Below are 21,916 nucleotides of genomic sequence, written 5' to 3' on the forward strand. Positions count from 1 at the left end.
CCCGCCGCCCCGTATGCCAGCAAGGTGGCCATGCTGGCGCATTACGCCAGTAAAGCCACCTTGCTGGCATACGAGGGCGGGGTCCCCGGGCGCCTTACGCGCCTTCCACCGAGCCGGGGGGCAGGAAGTGGACGTCGTGCTCGGCCGAGCGCCGCACCACCTCGTCCGGGTCGGTGAGGTCGTGCAGCTGGTCGAACAGCGCGGCGAGCCGCCCGGCCGGGCTCACCCAGAACAGCCCGCGGGTGGGGCCCTCGCTGCGGTTGTAGTACGCGTGGGGCAGGTTGCGCGGCATGAGCACGGTGTCGCCGGGGCCTGCTGTGGTCCACTCGCCGTCCAGGTAGAGCGTGAACACGCCTTCCAGCACGTAGATGTGCTCGTCCTGGGTGGGGTGCACGTGCGGGGGCACCCCGGTGCCGGGCGGGTCGAAGGTCTCGAACGCGAAGCTGGACTCGCTGCCGGCCTTCATCCAGTAGGTGTGGCCGAGCACGTTCCACACCCTCTTGCGCATCCCCTCCTTCGCGCGGGTGATGCCCTTGGGCAGCGGGCCGAGCACGATCTCGTCGCCGGTCATCGTCCGATCATCCACGCCGATCCGGGCGCGTCAATCGGCCGGCGAGCGGGCCCCTACGCTCCGGCTGCGTGGACTACGCGCTCGTCGGGATCGTGCTCGCCGCCGTCATCGTGCTGGTCACCGCCGACCTGGCGGCCCGCAGGGAGAGCGAGCGCAGGCAGCTGCGGCGGCTGGCGCACGTCGAGCGCAAGGTGGACGCGCTGGTCGAGGAGCTCGGCGTCGAGGTGCCCGAGCCGCACGTCGAACGGGTCGTGGCCCTGCTGGACCAGGGGAAGACGATCCAGGCGATCAGGGCCTACCGCGAGGAGACGGGCGCGGGGTTGCGGGAAGCCAAGGAGGCGGTGGACCGGATCGGCGGGCGGCGCCGCCGATGAGTTCGGCCGCCCGCGCGGGTCGTCATCTCGAGGGCGCCCGGACGTGGCGTCCGGGACGGAGGACCTCGTGCCGGTGGACGAGAGCGTGATCGTGGTCAACGGGGCCGCGTGCTGCGTGCGGGTGGAGGGCGATGCGGACGACCCCGCGCTGCTGTTGATCGGGTCGTCGCTGCTGAGTTGGCCCGACGAGCTGTGCGCGCGGCTGGTGGCGGGCGGGCGGCGGGTGATCCGCTACGACGTCCGCGACACCGGCCGCTCGCAGACCTACCGGCCGGGCCGGCCCGGCTACTCGCTCGCCGACCTCGTCGAGGACGCGGCAGGCGTGCTCGACGCCACCGGCACCGGGCGCGCCCACGTCGCCGGTTGGTCGAGCGGCGGCTGGATCGCCCAGCTGCTCGCCCTCGGCCACCCCGAGCGGGTCGCGACGCTCACGCTGGTGGGCAGCCGGGTGAACACCCCCGGCCCGGTGGACCCCGACCTCCCCGAGCACGACGCGGCGCTCATGCAGGTGATCAGGACGACGCCGCAGCCGGACTGGTCGGACGAGCGGGCGGCGGCCGAGCACCTCGTGCTGATGGCCCGGACGTTCGCCGGGCCGGGCGCGTTCGACGAGGCCGCGGCCCGGGCGCACGCCGAGGCCGAGGTGGCGCGCAGCACCGACATCGGGTGCGCGTACAACATCGCCTTCGCCGACCACGGCCCGCGCTGGCGCGAGCGGCTCGGCGAGATCACAGCCCCGACGCTCGTGTTGCACGGGGAGGACGACCCGTTCTTCCCCGTCGGCAACGGCGAGGCCCTCGCGGCCGAGATCCCGGGCGCCCGGCTCGTGTGGCTCGCCGGAACCGGGCACGGGCTCCCGGCCCACGTCCTCCCGGTGGTGGCGGCGGAACTGCTCGCGCACACGGGGGCTCAGGTGAACCAGCGCCTCCCCTGACCCGCGAGGACGCGGCCGAACTGCAGCTCGGGGAAGTGCGCACCGGCCCCGAGAGTGGCGCCGTCCTCGAGCTCGCGGAACAGCCGCTCCCGCACCCGGCGGGCGAGCTCGGGGTCGACGTCGCCGATGGACTGCCAGTCCGGCTCCTCGAGCTGCACCGGGCAGATGATCGCGTCGCCGAGCAGCAGCGCGCGGCGGCCCTGCGAGGAGACGATCACGCTGAGGTGGCCGGGGGTGTGCCCGGGCGTCATCGTGAGTGAGACGCCGGGCGCCACCGCGGTGTCGCCGTCGACCGGCCGCAGGCGGTGCCCGTCATCGGCCGCGAGGCGGAACCCCTCGCGGATGTGGTCGAACATCCACACCTCGGGGTTCGCCACGAAGTGGTCCCAGTCGCGTGCCCCGAACCAGATCGTGGCGCGGGGGAAGACCGGGGCCGCGTCGGCGTCGAAAAGCCACCCGCAGTGGTCGGCGTGCAGGTGGGTGCAGACGACGTCGGTGATGCCGGGCGGGGTCACCCCGACCGCGCGCAGGCCCGGCAGCAGCTGGCCGCCCACGAGCAACCTGCGCTCGCCGTCGTCGCGCATCGCGGGCCCCATGCCGGCGTCGACCAGGATCGTGCGGTCGCCGGTCCGCACCAGGAAGCAGCCGATCGGCAGCCACGCCATCCCCTCGCGGGTGAAGAGGTCCTCGTGGCCCTCGAGGCGGGCGTGGTCACCGAAGTATCCGGGTGAGGCCCGGAACGTGCCGTCCGTGATCGGGTGGACGTCGATGTCACCGACCAGCATCGGGGTCCCCGGATCCGATCCTGTTGCGCAGGGTGCCGAGGCCGGTGACGGCGCACTCGACGACGTCGCCCGGCACGAGGAACCGGGGCGGCGCGAAGCCGATGCCCACGCCCGCCGGCGTGCCGGTGGCGATGATGTCGCCGGGCAGCAGGGTGATCCCGGCGGAGATCACGCTGATCAGCTCCGGGATGTCGAAGATCAGGTCGGCGACCGGGGCATTCTAGCGGGGCTCGCCGTTCACCGTGCTCGAGACGACCAGCGCGGTGGGGTCGCCGACCTCGTCGGCCGTGACGGCCCACGGGCCCATGGGCGCGAACGTGTCGAGCGACTTGCCGAGCAGCCACTGCTTGTGGTCGCGCTGCAGGTCGCGTGCGGTGACGTCGTTGGCGATCGTGTAGCCCCAGACGTGGTCGAGGGCCTGTTCCCGGCGGATCCCCCGCCCACCCCGGCCGATGATCACGGCGAGCTCGACCTCGTAGTCCAGCTCGGAGGTGACCCCCGGGTGCGGGTCGATGTCGTCGAAGGGGCCGGTCACCGTGGTGGTGGCCTTGGAGAAGACCACGGGCGCGGTGGGGATGTCCTCGGAGCGGTCCGGGCTGTCGTAGCCGGAGCGGCCGAACTCCCGGACGTGGTCGCGGTAGTTCTTGCCGATCGCGAACAGGTTGCGCCGCGGCTGCGGGATCGGCGCGAGCAGGCGGGGTGCGGGCACCACCGGCAGGTCGCCGGCCGCGGCCGTCACCGGCTCGAGGCGGTCCCACTCCTCGATGACCTCGAGCAGTGTGCGCCGCCCGAACACGCCGCCCAGGTCGAGCACGGTCACGCCGTCGTCGGCGACCCGGCCGACCCCGATCCGCTGCCCGTCGTCGAACGTCACCAGCTTCATGGTCCACCTCTCTCCTTCGGGCCGCCCGGCTCAGCTCGCGACGCCCACGTCGTCGGCCCGGGTCGGCTGGGGTCCGGCATCGGTACGGGGCGTGGGGGCGAGTGCGATGACGATCCCGCAGACCACGGCCGCCAGCGCCAGGTAGACGGCGATCGCCGACGAGGAGCCGAACTCGGCCAGGAGCAGGGTCGCGACGATCGGGACCGGGGCCGCGGTGACGGCGCCGCCCAGGTGGTAGGCCACCGACGAGCCGGTGTAGCGCGCCCGCGGCGGGAACAGCTCGGCGGTGAAGCCCGCGACGGCGCCGTAGACCAGGGCGTGCAGCACGGGGAGGGCCAGCAGGTAGGCGGCGAAGACCCCCGCGGTGGTGCCGGTGTCGACGAGCAGGAAGACGGGGAACGCGCAGACCGCCACCACCCCGCACCCGGCGATGAGGAAGTTCCGCGGGCCGACCCGGTCGGCCACGATCGCGAACAGCGGCATGGTCACCACCTGGATGGCGGCTGCCACCAGCAGCGCGGTGAGCACGAGGCCCCGGCTCAGCCCGAGGTGGTTCGGGCCGTAGCTGAGGAAGAACGTGCTGGCCAGGTAGAAGATCGCGTTCGCGGCGAGCATGCAGAGCATCCCGACCACCAGCGCCCGCTTGTGCGAGGCGAAGATGTCGGCCGCCGGGAGCCGTACGAGGTCGCCACTCTTCTTCAGCGCCAGGAACTCGGGCGATTCCGTGACGCGCAGGCGGATGTAGAGGCCGACCACGATCAACAGGGCCGAGGCCAGGAACGGGACGCGCCAGCCCCAGCTCAGGAGCTGCTCCTCCGGCATCAGGGTCACCAGGAAGAACGCGCCGCTGGACAGGAACGTGCCCGCGGGCACGCCGGCCTGGGGGAAGCTGGCGTAGAACGCCCGCCGGTGCGGAGGCGCGTGCTCGAGCGACATCACCACGGCGCCGCCCCACTCCCCGCCCACCGCGAAGCCCTGCACGAACCGCAGGGTGACCAGGAGGACGGGCGCCCAGATCCCGATCGTCTCGTACGTCGGGAGCAGCCCGACGGCGAACGTCCCCGCGCCCATCAGCACGACCGAGAGCACGAGCATCTTCTTGCGCCCGATCCGGTCACCGAAGTGCCCGAACACGAGCCCGCCCAGCGGCCGCGCGAGGAAGGCGACGGCGAGCGTCGCGAACCCGGCGATGGTGCCGGCCAGCGGGTCGAGCGTGGGGAAGAACAGCGGGTTGAACACCAGGACGGTGGCCGCGCCGAAGACGAGGTAGTCGTACCACTCGATGGTGGTCCCGATGAAGCTGGCCACAGCGACCTTCGCGGCCGACGGCGTCGCGGGGGCGGACTGTCCGGGATACGTCGTTGCCATCCCTGTCTCCTGATCTCGGGCTAATGGATGCTGCGGCCGCCGTCGACGTCCAGGCAGACCCCCGTGAGGAAGCCGGCCTGGTCCGAGGCGAGGAAGCGGATGCTGTGGGCGACGTCCTCCGCGGTGGCGGTGCGGCCCATCGGGATGCCGGCCACCCAGGTGGTGCGCAGGTCGTCGGGCAGTCGGTCGGCGCCGCTGAAGCTCTTGACGAACCCGGTCTCGGAGATGACGGGGTTGACGGCGTTCACGCGCACGTCGGGCCCCACCTCGCCGGCGAGGCCGCGGGTGAGGGTGATCACCGCGCCCTTCGTCGCGTTGTAGACGGAGAGCCCGGGCCGGGGGCGCTTCCCCGCGATCGACGCGACGTTGACGATCACTCCGCCGCCCCGGCGGCGCAGCGCGGGCACCGCGTACTTGCAGCCGAGGAACACGCTGCGCACGTTCACCGCGAGCTGCCGGTCGACCGTGTCGACGTCGAGGTCGACGAGCGGGGCGGCGCGGTGCGGCACACCGGCGTTGTTGACCATGACGTCGATCCCGCCGAACTGCGCCTCGGCGTCGGTGACGAGGTCGCGCACGGCGTCCTCGTCGGTGACGTCGGTGGTGAGCGCGATCGCCGACGGCAGGGTCGCCGCCAGTTGCCTCGCCCCGGCCGTGTTGATGTCGGAGACGACGACGTGCGCTCCGGCCTCGGCGAACGCCCGCGCCGTGGCCGAGCCGAACCCCCCGGCGGCGCCCGTCACCACGACGACCTTGTTCTCGAACGACAGTTCCACGTCAGTTCCCTCCGGTCATGCGGTACGGGTCGAGCAGGGCGGCGAGCTCGTCCTCCGGCAGGTCGGTGCGCTCGCGGGCGACCTCGCGGATCGTGCGACCGGTCGCCTTGGCCTCGGCCGCGACGGCGGCGGCCGCGTCGTAGCCGATGCGGGGCGAGAGCGCGGTCACCAGCATCAGGCTGCGTTCGACGGCCTCCGGGCCCGCGGAGGTGCCCCGGATCCCGTGGACGCACCGGTCGGCGAACACGACGGCCGCGCCGGCCAGGAGCTCGATCGACTCCAGCAGGCTGTGGGCGACGACCGGGGTCATCACGGTGAGCTCGAAGTTGCCGCGCCCGCCCGCCAGCGCGATCGTCGCGTCGTTGCCCGTGACCTTCGCGGCCACCTGGCCGACGGCCTCCGCGACGACGGGGTTCGTCTTCCCGGGCATGATCGACGAGCCCATCGACAAACCCGGCACCTCGATCTCGCCGAGTCCCGCCCGCGGCCCGCTGTTCATCCACCGGATGTCGTCGGTGATCTTGAGCAGGCTCGCCGCGGCCGTGCGCAGCGCGCCCGAGGTGAACACGACCGCGTCGAGGTTGTTCTGCGCCTGGAAGTGGTTGCCTGTCTCGCGCAGCGCCACGTCGAACTCCGCGGCGAGCGCGGCCGCGACCCGGCCGGCGAACTCGGGGTGTGCGTTGACGCCGGTGCCCACGGCCGTGCCGCCGAGCGCCACCTCGGCGAGCCCTTCCTGCGCGGCGCGGAACCGCTCGATGCTGCGCTCGATCTGGCCGGCGTGGCCGAGGAACTCCTGCCCGAGCCGGATCGGCACCGCCTCCTGCAGGTGGGTGCGGCCCGGCTTGACGATCCCGTGGTTCGCGGCGGCCACGGTGCGCAACGCGGCCGCGAGGTGGGAGAAGGCGGGCACCAGGCGGTGGCTGATCGCTGCTTGCGCCGTGAGGTGCACGACCGTGGGTGTCACGTCGTTGGAGGACTGCCCGAGGTTCACGTGGTCGTTGGGGTGCACCGGGTGCTTGGTGCCCAGCGGCATGCCGAGCAGCTGGTTCGCCCGGTTGGCGATCACCTCGTTGGCGTTCATGTTCGTGTTGGTGCCGCTGCCGGTCTGGAACACGTCGACCGGGAAGTGGTCGTCGAGCAGGCCGTCCGCCACCTCGCCCGCGGCCGCCACGATCACCTCGGCGAGCGCGGGGTCGAGCAGCCCGAGCTCCGCGTTGACCGTGGCGGCGGCGCGCTTGAGCGAGCCGAGCGTCTCGATGTAGCGGCGCGGGAGGCGCAGGTCGCTGATCGTGAACGTCTCGATCGCGCGCTGGGTCTGGGCACCCCACAGCGCGGTGTCGCGCACGGGCACGGTGCCGCCGAAGTCGGCCTCCAGCCGGTACCCCTGCCCGGACGTGATCGGCTCGGCGCTCACCGGTCCACGTCCAGTGCGACATACTTGACCTCGAGGTACTCCTCGATGCCCTCCCGGCCACCCTCGCGGCCCAGGCCGGAGCTCTTCATGCCGCCGAAGGGGGCCGCCGGGTTCGAGACGAACCCGCGGTTGAGGCCGACCATCCCGGTCTCGAGACCCTCGGCGAGGCGCACGGCCCGCCCGATGTCCCGGCTGAAGACGTAGCTCACCAGCCCGGAGTCGGTGTCATTGGCCGCCCGGAGCACCTCCTCCTCGTCGGTGAACGTCGAGATCGCGGCCACCGGGCCGAAGATCTCCTCCCGGGTCATGCGGGCCGACGCGGGCACACCGGTCAGCACGGTGGGCGGGTAGAAGTAGCCCGGGCCCGGCGGCGTCGTGCCCCCGGTGTGGACGCGCGCGCCCTGGTCCACCGCGTCGTCCACGAGTGCGGCGACCTTGTCGCGCTGCACCGCGTCGATGAGCGGGCCGACCTCGACCCCGTCGTCGACACCGCTCCCGACCGCCAACTTGCCCATCCGCGCGGACAGCTCGGCGGTGAACTCCTCGACCACGTCCGCGTGCACGTAGAACCGGTTGGCGGCGATGCACGCCTCGCCGATGTTGCGCATCTTCGCGACCATCGCGCCGTCGACGGCCGCCGCGAGGTCGGCGTCCGCGCACACGATGAACGGGGCGTTCCCGCCCAGTTCCATCGACGTCCGCAGCACCCGGTCCGCCGACTCCACGATCAGCTTCCGGCCGACCTCGGTGGACCCGGTGAACGACAGCTTCCGCAGCCGCTCGTCGTGGATCAGCGGCGTCGCGACGGCCCCGGGGTCGGAGGTGGTGACAACGTTGAGGACGCCGTCGGGGAGGCCGGCCTCGGCGAGCACCGAGGCGAGCAGCAGCGCCGTGAGCGGGGTCTGCTCGGCCGGCTTGAGGACCATCGTGCAGCCCGCCGCGATCGCCGGGCCGATCTTGCGCGTCGGCATGGCCAGCGGCACGTTCCACGGCGTGATCAGCAGGCTCGGGCCCACCGGCTGGCGCATCAGCAGGATCCGTCCCGAACCACCGGGTTCCACCGTGAAGTCGCCCTGGATCCGCACGGCCTCCTCGGAGAACCAGCGGAAGAACTCCGCGCCGTACGCCACCTCGGCGCGCGACTCGGCCAGCGACTTGCCCATCTCCAGCGTGATCAGCAGCGCGATCTCGTCGGTGCGGGCCACGAGGAGCTCGTAGGCGCGCCGCAGGATCTCGGCCCGCTCGCGCGGCGGCGTGGCCGCCCAGGAGGGCTGCGCGGCCGACGCCGCGGCGAGGGCGTCGCGGGCGTCCTCCGCCGAGCCGTCGGCGACCTCGCAGAGCGTGGCGCCGGTGGCCGGGTTCTCGACCGGGAAGGTCCGGCCGCCCGCGGCGGCGCGCCGGCGCCCCCCGATCAGCAGATCCTTCTCGATCCTGCCCAGCACCTCGGCTTCGGACGTCGTGCCGATCATCGCGTCGCGGCCCTCGCAATCGGTTCGTGGATTCCGGTGGGCAGTCACTGTGCGGGGCGGGATCGGCGCTGTCACCAGCAGCGCAGCCGGAACACGGCCTGCGGACGGGCCGGTGCGCGGGTCGCGCACGCCGCCGCCTGCCGGTATTCAGATTCGACGCTCACCCATCCATTAGTGGCGACGAACTACGATTCCGGGATGCTCGCGCCGTCCACGACCGTGGCGTCGGACCTGATGCCCAGGTTGATGTTGCTGCAGGCGATGGCGGAGCACGGGCACCTGAGCGCCGCGGCCGAGGCGGTCGGCGTGCCACAGCCCACGGCCACGCGCTGGCTCACCTCGCTGAGCGAGACCGTCGGCGTGCCGCTCACCCGGCGGGTCGGGCGCCGGATCGAGCTCACGCGGGCGGGATTCGCGCTGGCGGAGTCGGTGGCGGCGTCGCACACCGCGCTCGCGATGGGCGTGGCCCGGGCCCACGAGGCCGCCGACCCGGCGGGCGGGCAGATCGTCTTCGGGTTCCTCCGCACGATGGGGGCGAGCAGAGCACCCACGCTCCTGCGGCACTACCGCGCCGCGCACCCCCGCGTGCGGGTGGCGCTGGTGCAGGCCGCCCATGAGGAGCTGATCGAGAAGCTCCACGACGGCACGATCGACATCGCCATGGCCTCCGTGCGCCCCACCGACGTCGACATCGACGCCACCGAGCTGTTCCGCGAGCCGTTCGTCCTGGTCGTCCCGGCCGATCACCGGCTCGCCCGCCGCGACGCGATCCGCCTGCACGACTGCCGCGACGAGACCTTCGTCGGCCTCTCCGTGGGCATCGCGTTGCGGCGCCGGGTCGACGAGATGTTCGGCGCCGCGCGGATCCGGCCCCGGTACGGGTTCGAGACCGAGGAGGTCGAGACCGTGCGAGGGCTCGCGACGGCCGGCGTCGGCGTCGCCGTGCTGCCCGCCCGCCACGGCGGGCCGCTCGCCGGCTCCGTCGAGGTGCCGATCGTGCCCCAGACCTTCCGCAACATCGGGCTGCTCGTCTCCACCCGCCGCCCGCTGGAGCCCGCCGCCGAGGGCTTCCGCCGGTGGGCGTTCGAGCACAGCCGGCCCCGGCAGGTGCGGGCCGGGCGCTGACGGGGCTCCCCTACCGAGGGGCGGGCGCGAGCCGCTCGAGCTGCTCCACGCCGGCGGCGAAGTCGCCGTCGGGGGCCACCATGAGCACCACGTGGTCGGCGCCCGCCTCGGTGTGCTCCCGCACCCGGGCTGCGACGTCCCCGGGATCCTCGGCCGCGCGCAGGCCTGCCACCAGCACTTTCCGCGGGCCGAGCGCCGCCCTGGCCCGCGCCGTGGCCTCCGGCGGCTGCATGACCTGCACGGCCCCGTCCGTGATCTCGGCGGCCAGCTCGAGCATCCTCGGGCCGTGCGCGCCGAGGATCCGCGCGAAGGCCGCCGCCGGGGCGGGCGGCTGGGTGGGCCGGTCCATCCGCTGCCGGTAGTCACGCATGGTGGCCAGCGGCCGCCCGAACTCACGACCGGCGGCCGCGGCCTGTTCGGGGTAACCGACCCCGATCCCCAGCGCGAACCGGCCCGGGTACGCCTGCGCCAGCTGCGCCGCCGCGGCCTGCATCGTCTCCGGCTGCCGCGCCCAGATGTTGGCGACGGCGGCGCCGAAGGACATCCGTTCGGTCGCGGCCAGCAGGACGGCCGCTTGCACCAGTGCGTCCTTCCCGCCGAGCACCTCGTTGGTCCACGCCGCCCCGTAGCCGGCCCGCTCCAGGGCCCGCACCGCAGCCCGCTGGGCATCGATCGGCACGGAGCCGGTGAAGACGACCGGGAGCATGGCCCCGACCGGCCCCCACGACCTGCGGATCCGCTCGACCGCCGCCTCGGCGTCCGTACTGACGTCAGTCACAGACATGACTGTACCGGTCTGCGATCTCTACACTCGGTCGCATGGCGCGTTGGGAACCCGGAGCTGCGGAGCGGTTGCAGCGGGCCGCGCTCGAACTGTTCTCCACGCGCGGGTACGAACAGACCACCGCCACCGAGATCGCCCAGGCCGTCGGGCTCACCGAGCGCACGTTCTTCCGCCACTTCAGCGACAAGCGCGAGGTGCTGTTCCACGGCCAGGAGCGGCTCACCGAGGCATTCCTCTCCGGCGTCGAGGCCGCACCCGCGGACGCGTCCCCGATGGAGGTCGTCGCCGCCGCCCTGCAGTCCGCGGCGTCGTTCTTCCCCGACGAGCGCAGGTCGCACTCGCAGGCCCGGCAGTCCGTCATCGACCAGAACCCCGCGCTGAAGGAACGCGAGCGGCACAAGCTCGCGGGTCTCGCCACCGCACTCGCCGACGCCCTGCGCGCGCGGGGCGTCGACGAGCTCGCTGCCACGCTGGCGGCGCAGACGGGCATCACGGTCTTCGAGATCACGTTCGCCCGGTGGATCCGCGAGGACGAGCAGCGCTCCCTCGCCGACATCTCCAGCGAGGTTCTGAACGAGTTGCTGACGCTCACGGCCGCAGCTCGCCTGCCCACCCGCTGATCGGCGGGCCCGCTCAGCCGGGTTCGGCGGCCACTGCCGCCCACGGGTCCACCGGGACCACGCGCACGCTCCGGCCCTGCTCGTCGACGATCCGACCGTGGATCTTGACCTGCTGCAGCACGACCCGGCGGTCGACCACGGTGACCGTCGGGTGCGTCCGCACGATCCGGCCGAGTACCTCGTCGAGGTGCTCGAGCGAGCGCAGGCTCACCATCAGCACCAGGTTGGCCGGCCCCGGCACCGCCGAGCAGTGCCGGGTCTCGGGCAGCGTGCCCAGCGCCCGGCCGACCACCGGGAGATCGCCGTCGGGCACCGACAGGAAGAGGACCGCCATCGAACCCCAGCCCGCGAGCGGGCGGGCGACGTCGCACCGGAAGGTGATGTCGCCGTTGCGCCGCAGCCGGTCGAGGCGCCTGCGGACGGCCTGCGGCGAGGTGCCCAGCTCCGCCGCCAGGTCGTTGTAGGACCGGCGCCCGTCGTGACCGAGGGCGAGGAACAGCTGCCGGTCCCCCTCGCCGAACGACCGCATCGGCGCAGGTGCCGGGCCGGGGTCCTCGCGAACCTGTTCGGCCCGCTCCCGGTTCATCACCCCCAGCCGCCACACCACACCTCCGTACAGGCCGCTGTAGAGGTAGGAGTGCAACGCGGTGACGTCCGGCGGCACAGCCAGCCGGTGCACCAGGACCTCGGAGATCGCGGGCAGGGTGGGTGCCAGCACCAGCGCGAAGATCTGGTAGCGGCCCGTGGTGACGCCGATGCTGCTCACGTGCGGCAGCTCGGCGAGCGTCAGCGCCACGGATCGGGCCGTGCCCGGCCGGCAGGACATCTCCAGCACGGCGCCGCGCATCCGGCGGTTGCTCAGCGCCACCGTGACCCACGCCGACCCGGAGCGGACCAGCCGCTGCCAGCGGCGCGCGAGCGTGATCGGAGCCAGGTCGAGCGCGGCGCCCAGGCTGGCCCAGCTGGCCCGGGGGTTGAGCTGTAGGCCGTCGACGAGGGCGAGGTCGGTCTCGTCGAGCACGTCAGGCCACGCGGGTCGGCTGGCTGTCGCGATCGAACACACGCTGCATGATCAACGGTGATTTCCTGCCCTTCTGCGCAACAGATCAACGATCTCCTGCACGGTACCCGGCAACCGCACGACCCCCGAACGATCGAGCCGGACCCGCAGGAGCGTCAGATGGCCACTGGGAACGACAACGCTGCGCCGCCCACCGCCGTACCACCCGAGCTGTACCGCAGGATCGGGTTGCGGATCCTGCCCCTGCTCGTGATCTGCTACCTGTTCGCCTACATCGACCGCGTCAACATCGGCTTCGCGAAGCTGCAGATGTCGCAGGACATCGGCATCAGCGAGTCGGTCTACGGGCTGGCCGCAGGCATCTTCTTCCTCGGCTACGTGATCTTCGAGGTGCCCAGCAACCTGCTGCTGCGCCGCATCGGCACCCGCAAGACGATCTTCCGGATCATGCTGCTCTGGGGGGTCACCTCGGCTGCCATGCTGTTCGTGCACGACGCGACCAGCTTCTACGTGCTGCGCTTCCTCCTCGGCGTGTTCGAGGCGGGATTCGCGCCGGGCATCATCTTCTACCTGACCTACTGGTACCCGAAGGCCCGGATGGGCGCGGCCATGTCCGTGCTGATGATCCCCGGCCCGCTCGGGTCGATGATCGGCGCTCCGGTGTCCGCCGCGCTGATGACCGGGCTGGACGGCACCGCGGGCCTTGCCGGCTGGCAGTGGATGTTCCTCGTGGAGGGGCTGCCCTGCGTGCTGCTCGCCTTCGTCGTCCTGCGACTGCTGCCCAACGGCCCCGGCGACGCCCGCTGGCTCTCCCCGGACGAGCGCGCGCTGGTGCAGGGAGCACTCTCCGCGGAGCAGGAGCACGGGGAGCACCGGTTCCGGAAGGTCCTCACCGACCCCCGTGTGTACGGCCTCGCGCTCGGCTACTTCTGCCTGATCAGTGGCCTCTACGGCATCAGCTTCTGGCTGCCCACGATCCTCGCGGACAACGGCGTGCAGTCCGTGCTCGCGATCGGCCTGTGGACGGCGATCCCCTACGCCGCCGCGCTCGTGCTGATGCACATCCTCGCCCGGCGCTCCGACGCCACCGGGGAACGCAGGTGGCACATCGTCATCCCGACGTTCATCAGCACGGCCGCGCTGGCGCTCGCGGCCTTCACGGGGTCGACGTTCGCGATCTCGATGACCGCGCTGATCGTGTCGACGGCGTTCATGTGGGGGGCCTACACCGTCTTCTGGTCGGTGCCCTCCACCTTCCTCACCGGTGACGCCGCGGCCGGCGGCATCGCGTTCATCAACAGCATCGGGCTGCTCGGCGGCTTCTTCAGCCCCACCGTGATCGGCTTCGTGAAGGAGGCGACCGGCAGCACGCAGATCGGGCTCCTCACGCTGGTCGGGCTGCTGGTGGCGGGCGGCATCGCGCTGGCCGTCACCCGCTACGGGCCCGCGGCCGAACCCGCGCCGGTCGCCGCCGTTACGGGGGCCGCCCGATGAGCGCGCGCGCAACGCGGGTGCTGGTGGCCGGGTTCCAGCACGAGACGAACACCTTCGCCCGGACGCCTGCCGAGTACGCGAACTTCGAGAACGGCGAGGGCTTCCCCGGCCTGCACCGCGGCGAGCGGGTGCGTGACCTGGAGCCGGTCAACCTGCCGATCGGCGGCTTCCTGCGCGAGGCCCGCGCCCGCGGCTGGGACGTGCTGCCGGTGCTCTGGGCGGGGGCCGGCCCGTCGGGCCCGGTCACCGCGGCCACCTACGAGCGGATCGCGGGCGAGATCGTCGATGCCGTGCGGGCCACCCGACCGGACGCGGTCTACCTCGACCTGCACGGGGCCATGGTCACCGAGCACCACGACGACGGCGAGGGCGAGCTGCTCAGCCGCGTCCGCGCCGTCGTCGGGCCAGGGACGCCCGTCGTCGCCAGCCTCGACCTGCACACCAACACGTCCGACCGGATGTTCGCCGCCGCGGACGCGCTGGTCTGCTACCGCACCTACCCGCACGTCGACATGGCCGAGACCGGCGCCCGTGCCGCCGGGCTGCTCGCCAGACGGCTGGCAGGCGAGGAGCTGCGGCTCGCCCGGCGCCGGATCCCGTTCCTGATCCCGATCAACTCCGGGTGCACCGACCTCGAACCCGCCCGGTCGGCCTACGGCAGCCTGGCCGACCTCGAGGGCGACGACACGTGCGCCTCGTTCGCCGCGGGGTTCCCCGCCGCGGACATCCCCGACTGCGGACCCTCGGTGTGGGCGTACGGCACCGGCCCCGTCGAGCGCATCGTGGACCGGCTGTACGACCACATCACCCGCGACGAGGAGCGGTGGGCGGTCCACCTGCTCGAACCGGCCGACGCCGTCGCCCGCGCACTCGCCACGCCCGGGGCGGACGGCCCGGTGGTCATCGCCGACACCCAGGACAACCCGGGTGCCGGCGGTTCGGCCCGCTCCACCGGCATGCTGCGCGCCCTGCTCGCTGCCGGCAGCGCCGAGCCCACCGCGTTCGGGCTGATCACCGACCCGGGCGCCGCGGCCGCCGCGGCGGCCGCCGGCGTGGGCGCCACCGTCGACCTGACCTTCGGCGGCGACCCGCTGGTGCCCGACGACGAGCCGGTGACCGGCACGTTCGTCGTCGAGGCGCTGTCGGACGGCCGCTGCCGCTTCGACGGCCCGATGCTGCACGGCACCGAGGTGGACCTCGGCACGTCCGCGGGCGTGCGGTCGGGATCGGTGCGCGTCGCCGTGACCAGCGGGCGCTCGCAGGTGTTCGACCGCAACCTGTTCCGGATGGTCGGCATCGTCCCCGAGGAGCAGCGGGTGCTCGTGGTCAAGAGCTCCGTCCACTTCCGCGGCGACTTCGCCCCGATCGCCCGCGACATCCTCGTGGCGCGGGCACCCGGGCTGGTGGCGGCCGACCCGTCGGTTCTGGAGTGGACCCGGTTGCCCGCCTCGGTGCGCATCCCGGGGCTGCGCTCAGGCGTCTAGCCGCGGGAGCGAGGGCCACCGTTCGGAGGCCCACGCGGGCCAGCTCTCGAACGGCGCGGGCGGCGGCGGGAGCGGGGAGCCGTCGAGCTCCGCGGGCGTCGGTGGCGTGAACTGGCCGTGGAAGCGCGCGTGGTCCTCGGGGGTCATCTCGAAGACCTCCTCGGGGGCCTCGCGCCACCGCGCCGTCGCCCGCCGGATGCGCTCGTCCTCGGGGAGGCTCACGTAGTGCATCTCGAAGCCGGCGCCCGCCAGGCCGGCGATCGCGCGGAGGGCGTAGCGCTCCTCCGGTGACCAGCAGCCGAAGTCCAGGATCACCGACGTCCCCGCGCGCAGCACCTGGTGGCCGACCCAGACGAGTCGGCCCTCCAGCACGTCCCGCTTCCCGTCGAACTCGGTCCACCGCAGCCCGAACAGCGGGATCATCCACTCGTCGGGGGTGAGCCGCACGGCCCCGTGGGCCTGCTCCAGCTCACGCGCCCGCGTCGTCTTGCCCGCCCCCGGCAGGCCCACCGTGAGGTGCAGCGTCGGCGTCGAACTCACGGGCCTCACCTTGCCCGTCCCGAGCGGCTGCGTATTGACCGATCAAATCAAGTTTTGTACGGTCAAAACATGCCGCCGCTGCACGAGCAGATCCGGAGAGAGCTCGAGGACCAGATCCACTCCGGAGCACTGCCCCCCGGCGCCCGGCTGCCGACGGAGATGGAGCTGCGCGACCGGTACGGCGTCAGCCGCGCCACCGCACAGCGCGTCCTCAACGACCTCGCCGACGCGGGCCTCGCCATCCGCCACCGGCGCCGGGGCACGTTCGTGGCGGACGTGCGGCAGCAGATCAACCTGCTCAGCTACGCGGCACCCACAACGCACGAGAAGGGGGTCCCCGGCCGGCACGAGGTCATCTCCTCGCGGATCGTCCGGGCCGCCGACGCGGTGCTGCCGCTGCGCGGAGCCGAGGACGACACGGCTGTCGTGGAACTGGTGCGCCGCAAGCTGGACCTGCACGACAACCCGCGCACCGTCGAGCGCCACGTCGTGCTGTTCTCCGCCGCGCCCGATCTCCTGAACGAGGACCTGGCGGAGCTGGTCTCGCTGCGCCACCTGCGCGACCGCGGCGTCACGATCGACCGGATCCGGATCTACCTGGACCCCGTGGTGCTCGACGAGGACGACGCGGAGCTCCTGCGCAGCTCCGCAGGCACTCCCACGCTGCGCAGGCGACGCGAGTTGCTCGCGCCCGAGGGGCACGCGATCGAGGTCGTCACCGCGCTCATCCGGCCCGGCACCGCGGAGTTCTTCGTCGAACTCCCCGGCTCGTCGGAGTAGGCCGCCCCGTCCCGATGGAAGGAACACCAACTCGCATGAAGGTCATCGTCGTGGGCGCCGGGGTGATCGGGGCGAGCGTGGCGCGGTCGCTCGCACTCGCCGGCCAGAAGGTCGTGGTCCTGGACCGCCGGGGCGTGGGGGCGGGGACGACGTCGACGTCGTTCGCGTGGACCAACGCGAACCGCAAGCTCGACCCGAACTACTACCGGATCAACCTCGCCGGGATGGACGAGCACGGCGTCCTCGCCCGGGAGCTGCCCGGGGAGCCCGCCTACTTCCCCAGCGGCGGCCTGCAGTGGGCCGACGACGCCACCAGGTCCGGGCTGGTCAGGAACGTGGAGCGGCTGCAGGACGCGGGCTACCCGGCACGCTGGGTCGACCGCGACGAAGCCGGCCGGATCGCGGGGGACATCCGGATCCCGGCGTCCGCCACCGCGATCGCGCACTTCCCCACCGAGGGGTACGTGCGCCCGGACCGCCTCGTGGAGAACCTGCTGGCCGATGCCGTGCGGCACGCAGCGGTGGTCGAGATCGCGGAGGTCGCGTCGTTCGCCGACGGGCCCGCGCAGGCCTCGGTGACGCTCACCGACGGGCGCACGTGCACGGCGGACCGCGTCGTCCTGGCCTCGGGGCGCTGGACGGACCGGCTCGCGGCGGGCTCCGGGTTCGACGTCCCCATGATCACCGACACCGGTCCCGGCTCCCCGATCATCGGCCTCCTCGGCTACGTCCGCTCCCCCCGGATCGACCTGCGCTGCGTGATCCACACGCCCGGACTGAACCTGCGGCCGGGCGCCGGGCGGCCCACGGTCCTGCAGGCCCTGGACCTCAACCCGCAGGTCGACCCCGCGAGCCCGCCGGACCCCGGTGGCGAGCTCGCGCGCGCCCTCGGCGACCGGCTCGCCCGCCTGCTGCAGCCCGCGGATCCCGCCCCGGAGATCGACCTGCGCGTCGGGCTGCGGTCGCTCCCGGCCGACGGGAACACGATCGCGGGGTACGTCTCGCCGGACTCGCGGGTCTACTGCGTGGTCTCCCACGGCGGGATCACCCTCGCGCCGCTCCTCGGGCGCCTGGTCGCCTCCGAGATCACCACCGACGCTTCCGAGGACCTCCTCGCCGCGTTCCGGCCCAGTCGGTTCGCCGGGCTGGAGCGCTCCGAGATCCCCGTCCCGGTTCGCCCGGCCACCTTGGGCGAGCAATAGCCGATCCGTTCGATCACCGCCGCTCCTCACAGAAGGCTCCCGCGGAAATGACCGAGGCACGTAGCACCGTCGCACGCACCCCTCACATGACCGGCCTCCTCCGGGTCATCGGCGCGATCGAACGCGTCGGCAACAAGCTCCCGCACCCGTTCTGGTTGTTCTGGATCCTCGCCGCAGGCCTGGGCGTCGTCAGCCTCGCGCTGTCCCTGTTCGGCGTCTCGGTCACCCTGCCGAAGTCCGGCGAGGTCGTCGCGGTCCAGAACCTGCTCTCCATCGACGGGATCGCGTTCGCCGCGCAGTCCGCGCTGGAGAACTTCGCGGAGTTCAAACCGCTCGCCGTCATCGTGGTCATGCTGCTGGGCGTGAGCGTGGCCGAGCGGAGCGGGCTGCTCGAAGCCCTGCTCCGGCTGACCGTCATCCGATTCCCCGGCCGCTGGGTCACGTTCTCGATCGCCTTCAGCGGCATGGTCGCGCACATCATGAGCGACTCCGCCTACCTGGTGATGATCCCCCTCGGCGCACTCGCCTTCCGCGCGGCGGGCCGCAGCCCCGTCCTCGGGATCATGGTCGCCTACGTGTCCGTCTCGGCCGGGTTCAACGCGAGCCCGCTGGTCACCCCCGGCGACGCGATCCGCGCCGCCCTCACCACCCAGGCCGCGCAGGCAGTCGACCCCACCTACGTGGTCTCCCCCCTCGCGACCTACTTCTTCTTCGGCGCGTCCTCGCTGCTGCTCGCCGGGGTCATCACCGCCGTGGTGGAGCTCGTGCTCGCGAAGCGGCCCGACCTCGTCGTGGCGACGAGCGACGCCGTAGGAGCCCCGGACGACCGGGTGCATCTGACCGGTCCGGAGAAGCGGGCGCTGATCCGCGTGGCCGCCGTCGTCGCCGGCTTCACGCTGGTCGTCGTCGCGCTCCTGCTGGTGCCCGACTCACCCCTGCTCGGCGAGAACGGCAGCGTCGTGCAGTCCGTCGTCATCAAGAACATCAGCGTCTTCATCGCGCTGCTGTTCGCGATGATCGGCATCGTGTACGGCAGGTCCGTGGGCACCATCACCGGGCTGTCCGTCGTCCCCGGGATCATGTCGGACGGCGTGGGCAAGCTCGCCCCGGTCATCGTCCTCTTCTTCGCGGTGTCCCAGTTCCTGGCCTACTTCGAGTGGACGGGGATCGCCTCGGTCCTCACCGTCCACGGCGCCGACGCCCTCAATTCCCTGAACGCCCCGCACCTCGTCGTGCTGCTCGTCATCATCCTGTCGATCAGCCTGCTCAACATGGTCATCACCAGCGGATCGGCGCAGTGGGCGATCCTCGCCCCGGTCGTCGTGCCGATGATGATGTACATCCAGCTCCCGCCCGAGGCGGCGATGGCGGCCTTCATGATCGGCGACTCCGTCACCAACGCCGTCACGCCGATGAGCCCCTACTTCGTCCTCGCCCTCGGGTTCGTCCAGCAGTACCGGAAGAACGCCGGCATCGGCACCCTGATGTCGTTCACGGTGCCGATCTCGTTCGCCATCCTGATCTCGTGGGCCACGTTCTTCGCGATCTGGTACAGCCTCGGCATCCCCCTGGGTCCCGGGGTGCACATCCCGTGATGCCCGGGGTATCCGCAGTCCGGCGGGCGGATGTCCAGGCGATCCTGCAGGCCTCCGGCGGCGCCGCGCATCGTGCGGGGCCGCTCCTCACGCCTCAAGGGCGCCTTCGGGGTCGCTGCGCGGACCCTTGACCCGTGAGCCTCTGCGACCCCTCCCGGGCGAATCGCAGGCAGGCCAGGGCCTGCCCTCTTGGCGCGCGGCGTCACCTCCGGCCGGTTCCGCGGGCATGATCAGGGCTTTGGCGCATTCCCGGGTCGATTTCGCCCGGGAATGCGCCAACTCTCTGATCATGGGCCCGTGGGGGGCCGAAATTGTGTCGTCTGGTCTCGTCGATCAAGGGCTAGATGATCTCTGGGAGCGACCATTTGCCCTTGATCGCCGTGAGATCCGCCGTTTGGCCCTGAGCGGCGCGGAGGCCCCGGCCTTGAGCCGCCGCTTCGTAGGGAGTCAGCCTCCTGGTGGCGCCGCGCGCCAAGGGGGCCCTGGACTGCCCGCGGCGCCGCCAGGAAGCCAAATGCCAGCATGGTGGCTTTACTGGCACATTGCGCCAGTAAAGCCACCATGCTGGCGTTGGGGAGGCGGACGCCCTCCTCGAACGTCTCGCCGAGCTCGAGCACTCCCCCGGGCGCCTCCCACCGGCCGTTGTCGCGCCGCTGCACCACGAGGACGCGGCCGCCGTCGCGGACCACGACCCCGGCGACGGCCACCGAGTGCGTCGGGACGATGTCGCGGCGCGGGTCCATGCCGCCGGACTACGAGTCGATCAAACACTGCGATCTTCACGGGCCGCTGACCTGAGGTGATGCTCCTTCCCGCGTTTCTGCGTGTCGGCCCCGTCGTGGGTCGCGCTCTGTGAATGCTCCGCACCGCCACGGCTGTGCCTCGTGGCATCTCGTCGGCCTGGCGTAGCCCCATGGACCTGCCCGCCCGGCGAGGGCATCACCCTTCCCTCCGCCTCTTCTCCACCTACTCAGATCAGCTGCTTGTGGCAACGCCCTGCCCCGCCTGCGCGGTTTACCTTGATGACCATGGACGTCATGGACCTGGTGTGGTGCGATGCCACCGAGCTGGCCCGCCTGGTGGCGGCCGGCGAGGTCACCGCGACCGAGGTCGTGCAGGCCCACCTCGACCGGATCGACACGATCGGCGCGCAGGTCAACGCGTTCGTCACGGTGCTGGCTGACCGGGCGCTCGCCGAGGCCGCCCGGCCGCGGCCCGGGCCGCTGAGCGGGGTGCCGTTCACGGTGAAGGACTCGTTCGACACCGCCGGGGCGCGCACCACCCGCGGGTCGCTGCTGTTCGCCGACCGCGTCCCGGCCACCGACGCCACCGCGGTGGCCCGGCTGCGCGGGGCCGGTGCCGTCCTGCTGGGCAAGACCAACCTGCCGGAGATGTCGTACTGGACCGAGACCGACAACCGCGTCGCCGGCAGGACGGTCAACCCGTACGACCCGGACCGCACGCCCGGCGGGTCCAGCGGCGGCGAGTCCGCGGCCATCGCCGCCGGTATGTCCCCGCTCGGCCTGGGCAGCGACGTGGCCATCTCGGTGCGCGGGCCGGCCCACGACACCGGCATCTGCTCGATCAAGCCCACGCACGGCCGGATCCCGTACACCGGGCACTTCCCAGCCGCACTGCGCCGGTGGTGGCACGTCGGACCGATGGCGCGCAGCGTCCGCGACCTGCGGCTGGCGCTGGCGCTCACGGAGGGACCGGACGGCCACGACCCCTACGCCGTCGCCGCACCCGACCCGCGGACCCGGCGGATCACCCGCGTCGGGTGGACCGCAGCGACGTTCGGTCCGGTCGACCCGCAGGTCGCGGCCACGGTGGCCGCGGCCGCCGACGCCGTCGCCGACCTCGGCTTCGACGTGTCCCCCACCGCTGTGGACGAACTGGAGCACGACTTCACACTGGTGTCGCAGGCGCTGTACACCGCGGAGGTGGCGCCCTACTTCCGCGACCTGACGGCGGGACGGGAAGCGGACCTGCACCCGGTGATCACCCGGACGCTGCAGGCCCCCACCGTGCCGATCGACGACCTCCTCGCCGCCGAGCGCGCGGTGGAACGGCTGCGGTCGGCGTTCGCGGGCTGGTTCCAGGACCACGACCTGCTCGTCTGCCCGGTCGTGACGTTCCCGGCGCCGCCGCACGCCCGCCCGAGCCTGCACGTCGACGGCGTCGAGATCGCGGCCCGGCAGGTCATGCGGGCCACGGTGCCGTTCAACCTGGCCGGCCTGCCCGCGGTGTGCCTGCCGTTCGGGTCCACCACCGATGGCCTGCCGATCGGCGTCCAGCTGGTGGCCCGGTGGTGGGCCGACGCCGAGCTGCTGGCCGTGGCCGAACGCCTCGAGGCGGTCAGCCCGGTCCGGGGCCGGCGCCCGACCCTCCAACCGGCCGGCGGCCCGCAGAGGACCTAGTGCTGCAGCTGTAGATCGTGATCTTGGCTCTGTCGGCGCTGGAAGGATCGTGATCGTGCCCAAGCCGTTCCCGAAAGAGTTCCGCCGCGACGTGATCGCGGTGGCCCGACTTCGGTCGGAAGGTCGCCCGGACCTGGGGGTAAACCGAGGGATGATCTTGACTCGGAGTCCCGGTCAGGCGGCTGACCTGCGGTGATGCTCCTCCGGTTGGACTCGAACCAACAACCCTGCGATTAACAGTCGCATGCTCTGCCAATTGAGCTACGGAGGACCGTAC

General features: G+C 72.5%; 20 protein-coding genes, 1 tRNA gene and 1 pseudogene. 10 read left to right on the forward strand and 12 right to left on the reverse strand.

The window, feature by feature from the left end:
- Positions 1–94 precede the first annotated feature (94 nt).
- The gene (locus ACFPL3_RS10585; protein ID WP_343944500.1) at positions 95–571 is read right to left on the reverse strand and encodes a cupin domain-containing protein; all 477 of its coding nucleotides are present in this window, start codon (positions 569–571) and stop codon (positions 95–97) included.
- Between the two features lie 68 nt (positions 572–639).
- On the opposite strand from ACFPL3_RS10585, the gene ACFPL3_RS10590 reads away from it, so the two are divergent.
- Together ACFPL3_RS10590 and ACFPL3_RS10595 are read left to right on the forward strand one after the other, a co-directional pair.
- Positions 640–945 (forward strand): hypothetical protein, encoded by a 306-nt coding sequence (locus tag ACFPL3_RS10590; RefSeq protein WP_343944499.1) that lies wholly within the window; start codon positions 640–642, stop codon positions 943–945.
- A gap of 43 nt (positions 946–988) precedes the next feature.
- Positions 989–1,879, forward strand: a complete 891-nt coding sequence (locus ACFPL3_RS10595) for an alpha/beta fold hydrolase (protein ID WP_343944498.1) — start codon at positions 989–991, stop codon at positions 1,877–1,879.
- Here ACFPL3_RS10595 and ACFPL3_RS10600 read toward each other — a convergent pair.
- From ACFPL3_RS10600 to ACFPL3_RS10625, 6 genes and pseudogenes are all read right to left on the reverse strand, one after another.
- Positions 1,855–2,664 (reverse strand): MBL fold metallo-hydrolase, encoded by an 810-nt coding sequence (locus ACFPL3_RS10600; RefSeq protein WP_343944497.1) that lies wholly within the window; start codon positions 2,662–2,664, stop codon positions 1,855–1,857. The two genes, ACFPL3_RS10595 and ACFPL3_RS10600, sit on opposite strands and share 25 nt — an antisense overlap.
- A pseudogene (locus ACFPL3_RS10605) lies at positions 2,651–3,547 on the reverse strand (fumarylacetoacetate hydrolase family protein). The gene ACFPL3_RS10600 and the pseudogene ACFPL3_RS10605 overlap by 14 nt, the downstream one beginning before the upstream one ends.
- Before the next feature lie 30 nt (positions 3,548–3,577).
- Complete coding sequence (locus ACFPL3_RS10610; protein WP_343944496.1) at positions 3,578–4,915, reverse strand: MFS transporter; 1,338 nt, start codon at positions 4,913–4,915, stop codon at positions 3,578–3,580.
- Positions 4,916–4,935: 20 nt separating this feature from the next.
- Complete coding sequence (locus ACFPL3_RS10615; protein ID WP_343944495.1) at positions 4,936–5,691, reverse strand: SDR family oxidoreductase; 756 nt, start codon at positions 5,689–5,691, stop codon at positions 4,936–4,938.
- A gap of 1 nt (position 5,692) precedes the next feature.
- A complete protein-coding gene (locus ACFPL3_RS10620) occupies positions 5,693–7,105 on the reverse strand; it encodes a class II fumarate hydratase (RefSeq protein ID WP_343944494.1) in 1,413 nt (470 codons plus the stop codon).
- Positions 7,102–8,571, reverse strand: a complete 1,470-nt coding sequence (locus tag ACFPL3_RS10625) for an NAD-dependent succinate-semialdehyde dehydrogenase (protein WP_343944501.1) — start codon at positions 8,569–8,571, stop codon at positions 7,102–7,104. Before ACFPL3_RS10625 ends, ACFPL3_RS10620 begins: the two co-directional genes overlap by 4 nt.
- A gap of 201 nt (positions 8,572–8,772) precedes the next feature.
- On the opposite strand from ACFPL3_RS10625, the gene ACFPL3_RS10630 reads away from it, so the two are divergent.
- Positions 8,773–9,699 (forward strand): LysR family transcriptional regulator, encoded by a 927-nt coding sequence (locus ACFPL3_RS10630; RefSeq protein ID WP_343944493.1) that lies wholly within the window; start codon positions 8,773–8,775, stop codon positions 9,697–9,699.
- 10 nt (positions 9,700–9,709) lie between these two features.
- On the opposite strand, the gene ACFPL3_RS10635 is transcribed toward ACFPL3_RS10630, so the two are convergent.
- A complete protein-coding gene (locus ACFPL3_RS10635) occupies positions 9,710–10,477 on the reverse strand; it encodes an LLM class flavin-dependent oxidoreductase (protein ID WP_343944492.1) in 768 nt (255 codons plus the stop codon).
- 41 nt (positions 10,478–10,518) lie between these two features.
- Here ACFPL3_RS10635 and ACFPL3_RS10640 point away from each other — a divergent pair, with 41 nt between their 5' ends.
- The gene (locus tag ACFPL3_RS10640) at positions 10,519–11,103 is read left to right on the forward strand and encodes a TetR/AcrR family transcriptional regulator (protein WP_343944491.1); all 585 of its coding nucleotides are present in this window, start codon (positions 10,519–10,521) and stop codon (positions 11,101–11,103) included.
- A 13-nt stretch (positions 11,104–11,116) separates the two neighbouring features.
- Here the strand turns inward: ACFPL3_RS10640 and ACFPL3_RS10645 are convergent, their stop codons facing one another.
- Positions 11,117–12,124 (reverse strand): Lrp/AsnC family transcriptional regulator, encoded by a 1,008-nt coding sequence (locus tag ACFPL3_RS10645; protein ID WP_343944490.1) that lies wholly within the window; start codon positions 12,122–12,124, stop codon positions 11,117–11,119.
- Between the two features lie 159 nt (positions 12,125–12,283).
- Here ACFPL3_RS10645 and ACFPL3_RS10650 point away from each other — a divergent pair, with 159 nt between their 5' ends.
- Positions 12,284–13,618, forward strand: coding sequence for an MFS transporter (locus tag ACFPL3_RS10650; protein WP_343944489.1), 1,335 nt, complete (start codon positions 12,284–12,286; stop codon positions 13,616–13,618).
- Positions 13,615–15,102: a M81 family metallopeptidase gene (locus ACFPL3_RS10655; RefSeq protein WP_379588842.1), complete on the forward strand. Its 1,488-nt coding sequence runs from the start codon at positions 13,615–13,617 to the stop codon at positions 15,100–15,102. The genes ACFPL3_RS10650 and ACFPL3_RS10655 overlap by 4 nt, the downstream gene beginning before the upstream one ends.
- Here ACFPL3_RS10655 and ACFPL3_RS10660 read toward each other — a convergent pair.
- The gene (locus tag ACFPL3_RS10660; protein ID WP_343944486.1) at positions 15,091–15,642 is read right to left on the reverse strand and encodes a P-loop nucleotide/nucleoside kinase family protein; all 552 of its coding nucleotides are present in this window, start codon (positions 15,640–15,642) and stop codon (positions 15,091–15,093) included. The two genes, ACFPL3_RS10655 and ACFPL3_RS10660, sit on opposite strands and share 12 nt — an antisense overlap.
- A 69-nt stretch (positions 15,643–15,711) precedes the next feature.
- Here ACFPL3_RS10660 and ACFPL3_RS10665 point away from each other — a divergent pair, with 69 nt between their 5' ends.
- The 3 genes from ACFPL3_RS10665 (at position 15,712) to ACFPL3_RS10675 (ending at position 19,219) form a co-directional block, all read left to right on the forward strand.
- On the forward strand, positions 15,712–16,422 hold the full coding sequence (locus ACFPL3_RS10665) for a GntR family transcriptional regulator (protein WP_343944485.1): 711 nt from the start codon (positions 15,712–15,714) through the stop codon (positions 16,420–16,422).
- A gap of 35 nt (positions 16,423–16,457) precedes the next feature.
- Positions 16,458–17,624: an NAD(P)/FAD-dependent oxidoreductase gene (locus tag ACFPL3_RS10670; protein ID WP_343944484.1), complete on the forward strand. Its 1,167-nt coding sequence runs from the start codon at positions 16,458–16,460 to the stop codon at positions 17,622–17,624.
- Positions 17,625–17,710: 86 nt separating this feature from the next.
- Positions 17,711–19,219: an AbgT family transporter gene (locus ACFPL3_RS10675; RefSeq protein ID WP_343944483.1), complete on the forward strand. Its 1,509-nt coding sequence runs from the start codon at positions 17,711–17,713 to the stop codon at positions 19,217–19,219.
- Positions 19,220–19,506: 287 nt separating this feature from the next.
- Here ACFPL3_RS10675 and ACFPL3_RS10680 read toward each other — a convergent pair whose 3' ends face one another.
- Positions 19,507–19,962 (reverse strand): NUDIX domain-containing protein, encoded by a 456-nt coding sequence (locus ACFPL3_RS10680; RefSeq protein ID WP_343944482.1) that lies wholly within the window; start codon positions 19,960–19,962, stop codon positions 19,507–19,509.
- A gap of 285 nt (positions 19,963–20,247) precedes the next feature.
- Between ACFPL3_RS10680 and ACFPL3_RS10685 the strand changes: the two genes are divergently transcribed.
- Entirely contained in the window at positions 20,248–21,639 is a 1,392-nt protein-coding gene (locus ACFPL3_RS10685; protein WP_343944481.1) for an amidase, read from the forward strand.
- Between the two features lie 198 nt (positions 21,640–21,837).
- On the opposite strand, the gene ACFPL3_RS10690 is transcribed toward ACFPL3_RS10685, so the two are convergent.
- Positions 21,838–21,910: transfer RNA gene (locus tag ACFPL3_RS10690), tRNA-Asn, on the reverse strand.
- Positions 21,911–21,916 lie beyond the last annotated feature (6 nt).

The organism is Pseudonocardia zijingensis (assembly GCF_042657305.1).
Taxonomy (GTDB): Bacteria; Actinomycetota; Actinomycetes; order Mycobacteriales; family Pseudonocardiaceae; genus Pseudonocardia; species Pseudonocardia zijingensis.

Coding starts and splice junctions, on each gene's coding strand:
- ACFPL3_RS10675 (WP_343944483.1), top strand. CDS start 17,711: ATGACCGGCCTCCTCCGGGTCATCGGCGCGATCGAACGCGTCGGCAAC.
- ACFPL3_RS10640 (WP_343944491.1), top strand. CDS start 10,519: ATGGCGCGTTGGGAACCCGGAGCTGCGGAGCGGTTGCAGCGGGCCGCG.
- ACFPL3_RS10650 (WP_343944489.1), top strand. CDS start 12,284: ATGGCCACTGGGAACGACAACGCTGCGCCGCCCACCGCCGTACCACCC.
- ACFPL3_RS10670 (WP_343944484.1), top strand. CDS start 16,458: ATGAAGGTCATCGTCGTGGGCGCCGGGGTGATCGGGGCGAGCGTGGCG.
- ACFPL3_RS10680 (WP_343944482.1), bottom strand. CDS start 19,962: ATGGACCCGCGCCGCGACATCGTCCCGACGCACTCGGTGGCCGTCGCC.
- ACFPL3_RS10600 (WP_343944497.1), bottom strand. CDS start 2,664: ATGCTGGTCGGTGACATCGACGTCCACCCGATCACGGACGGCACGTTC.
- ACFPL3_RS10685 (WP_343944481.1), top strand. CDS start 20,248: ATGGACGTCATGGACCTGGTGTGGTGCGATGCCACCGAGCTGGCCCGC.
- ACFPL3_RS10610 (WP_343944496.1), bottom strand. CDS start 4,915: ATGGCAACGACGTATCCCGGACAGTCCGCCCCCGCGACGCCGTCGGCC.
- ACFPL3_RS10665 (WP_343944485.1), top strand. CDS start 15,712: ATGCCGCCGCTGCACGAGCAGATCCGGAGAGAGCTCGAGGACCAGATC.
- ACFPL3_RS10585 (WP_343944500.1), bottom strand. CDS start 571: ATGACCGGCGACGAGATCGTGCTCGGCCCGCTGCCCAAGGGCATCACC.
- ACFPL3_RS10630 (WP_343944493.1), top strand. CDS start 8,773: ATGCTCGCGCCGTCCACGACCGTGGCGTCGGACCTGATGCCCAGGTTG.
- ACFPL3_RS10655 (WP_379588842.1), top strand. CDS start 13,615: ATGAGCGCGCGCGCAACGCGGGTGCTGGTGGCCGGGTTCCAGCACGAG.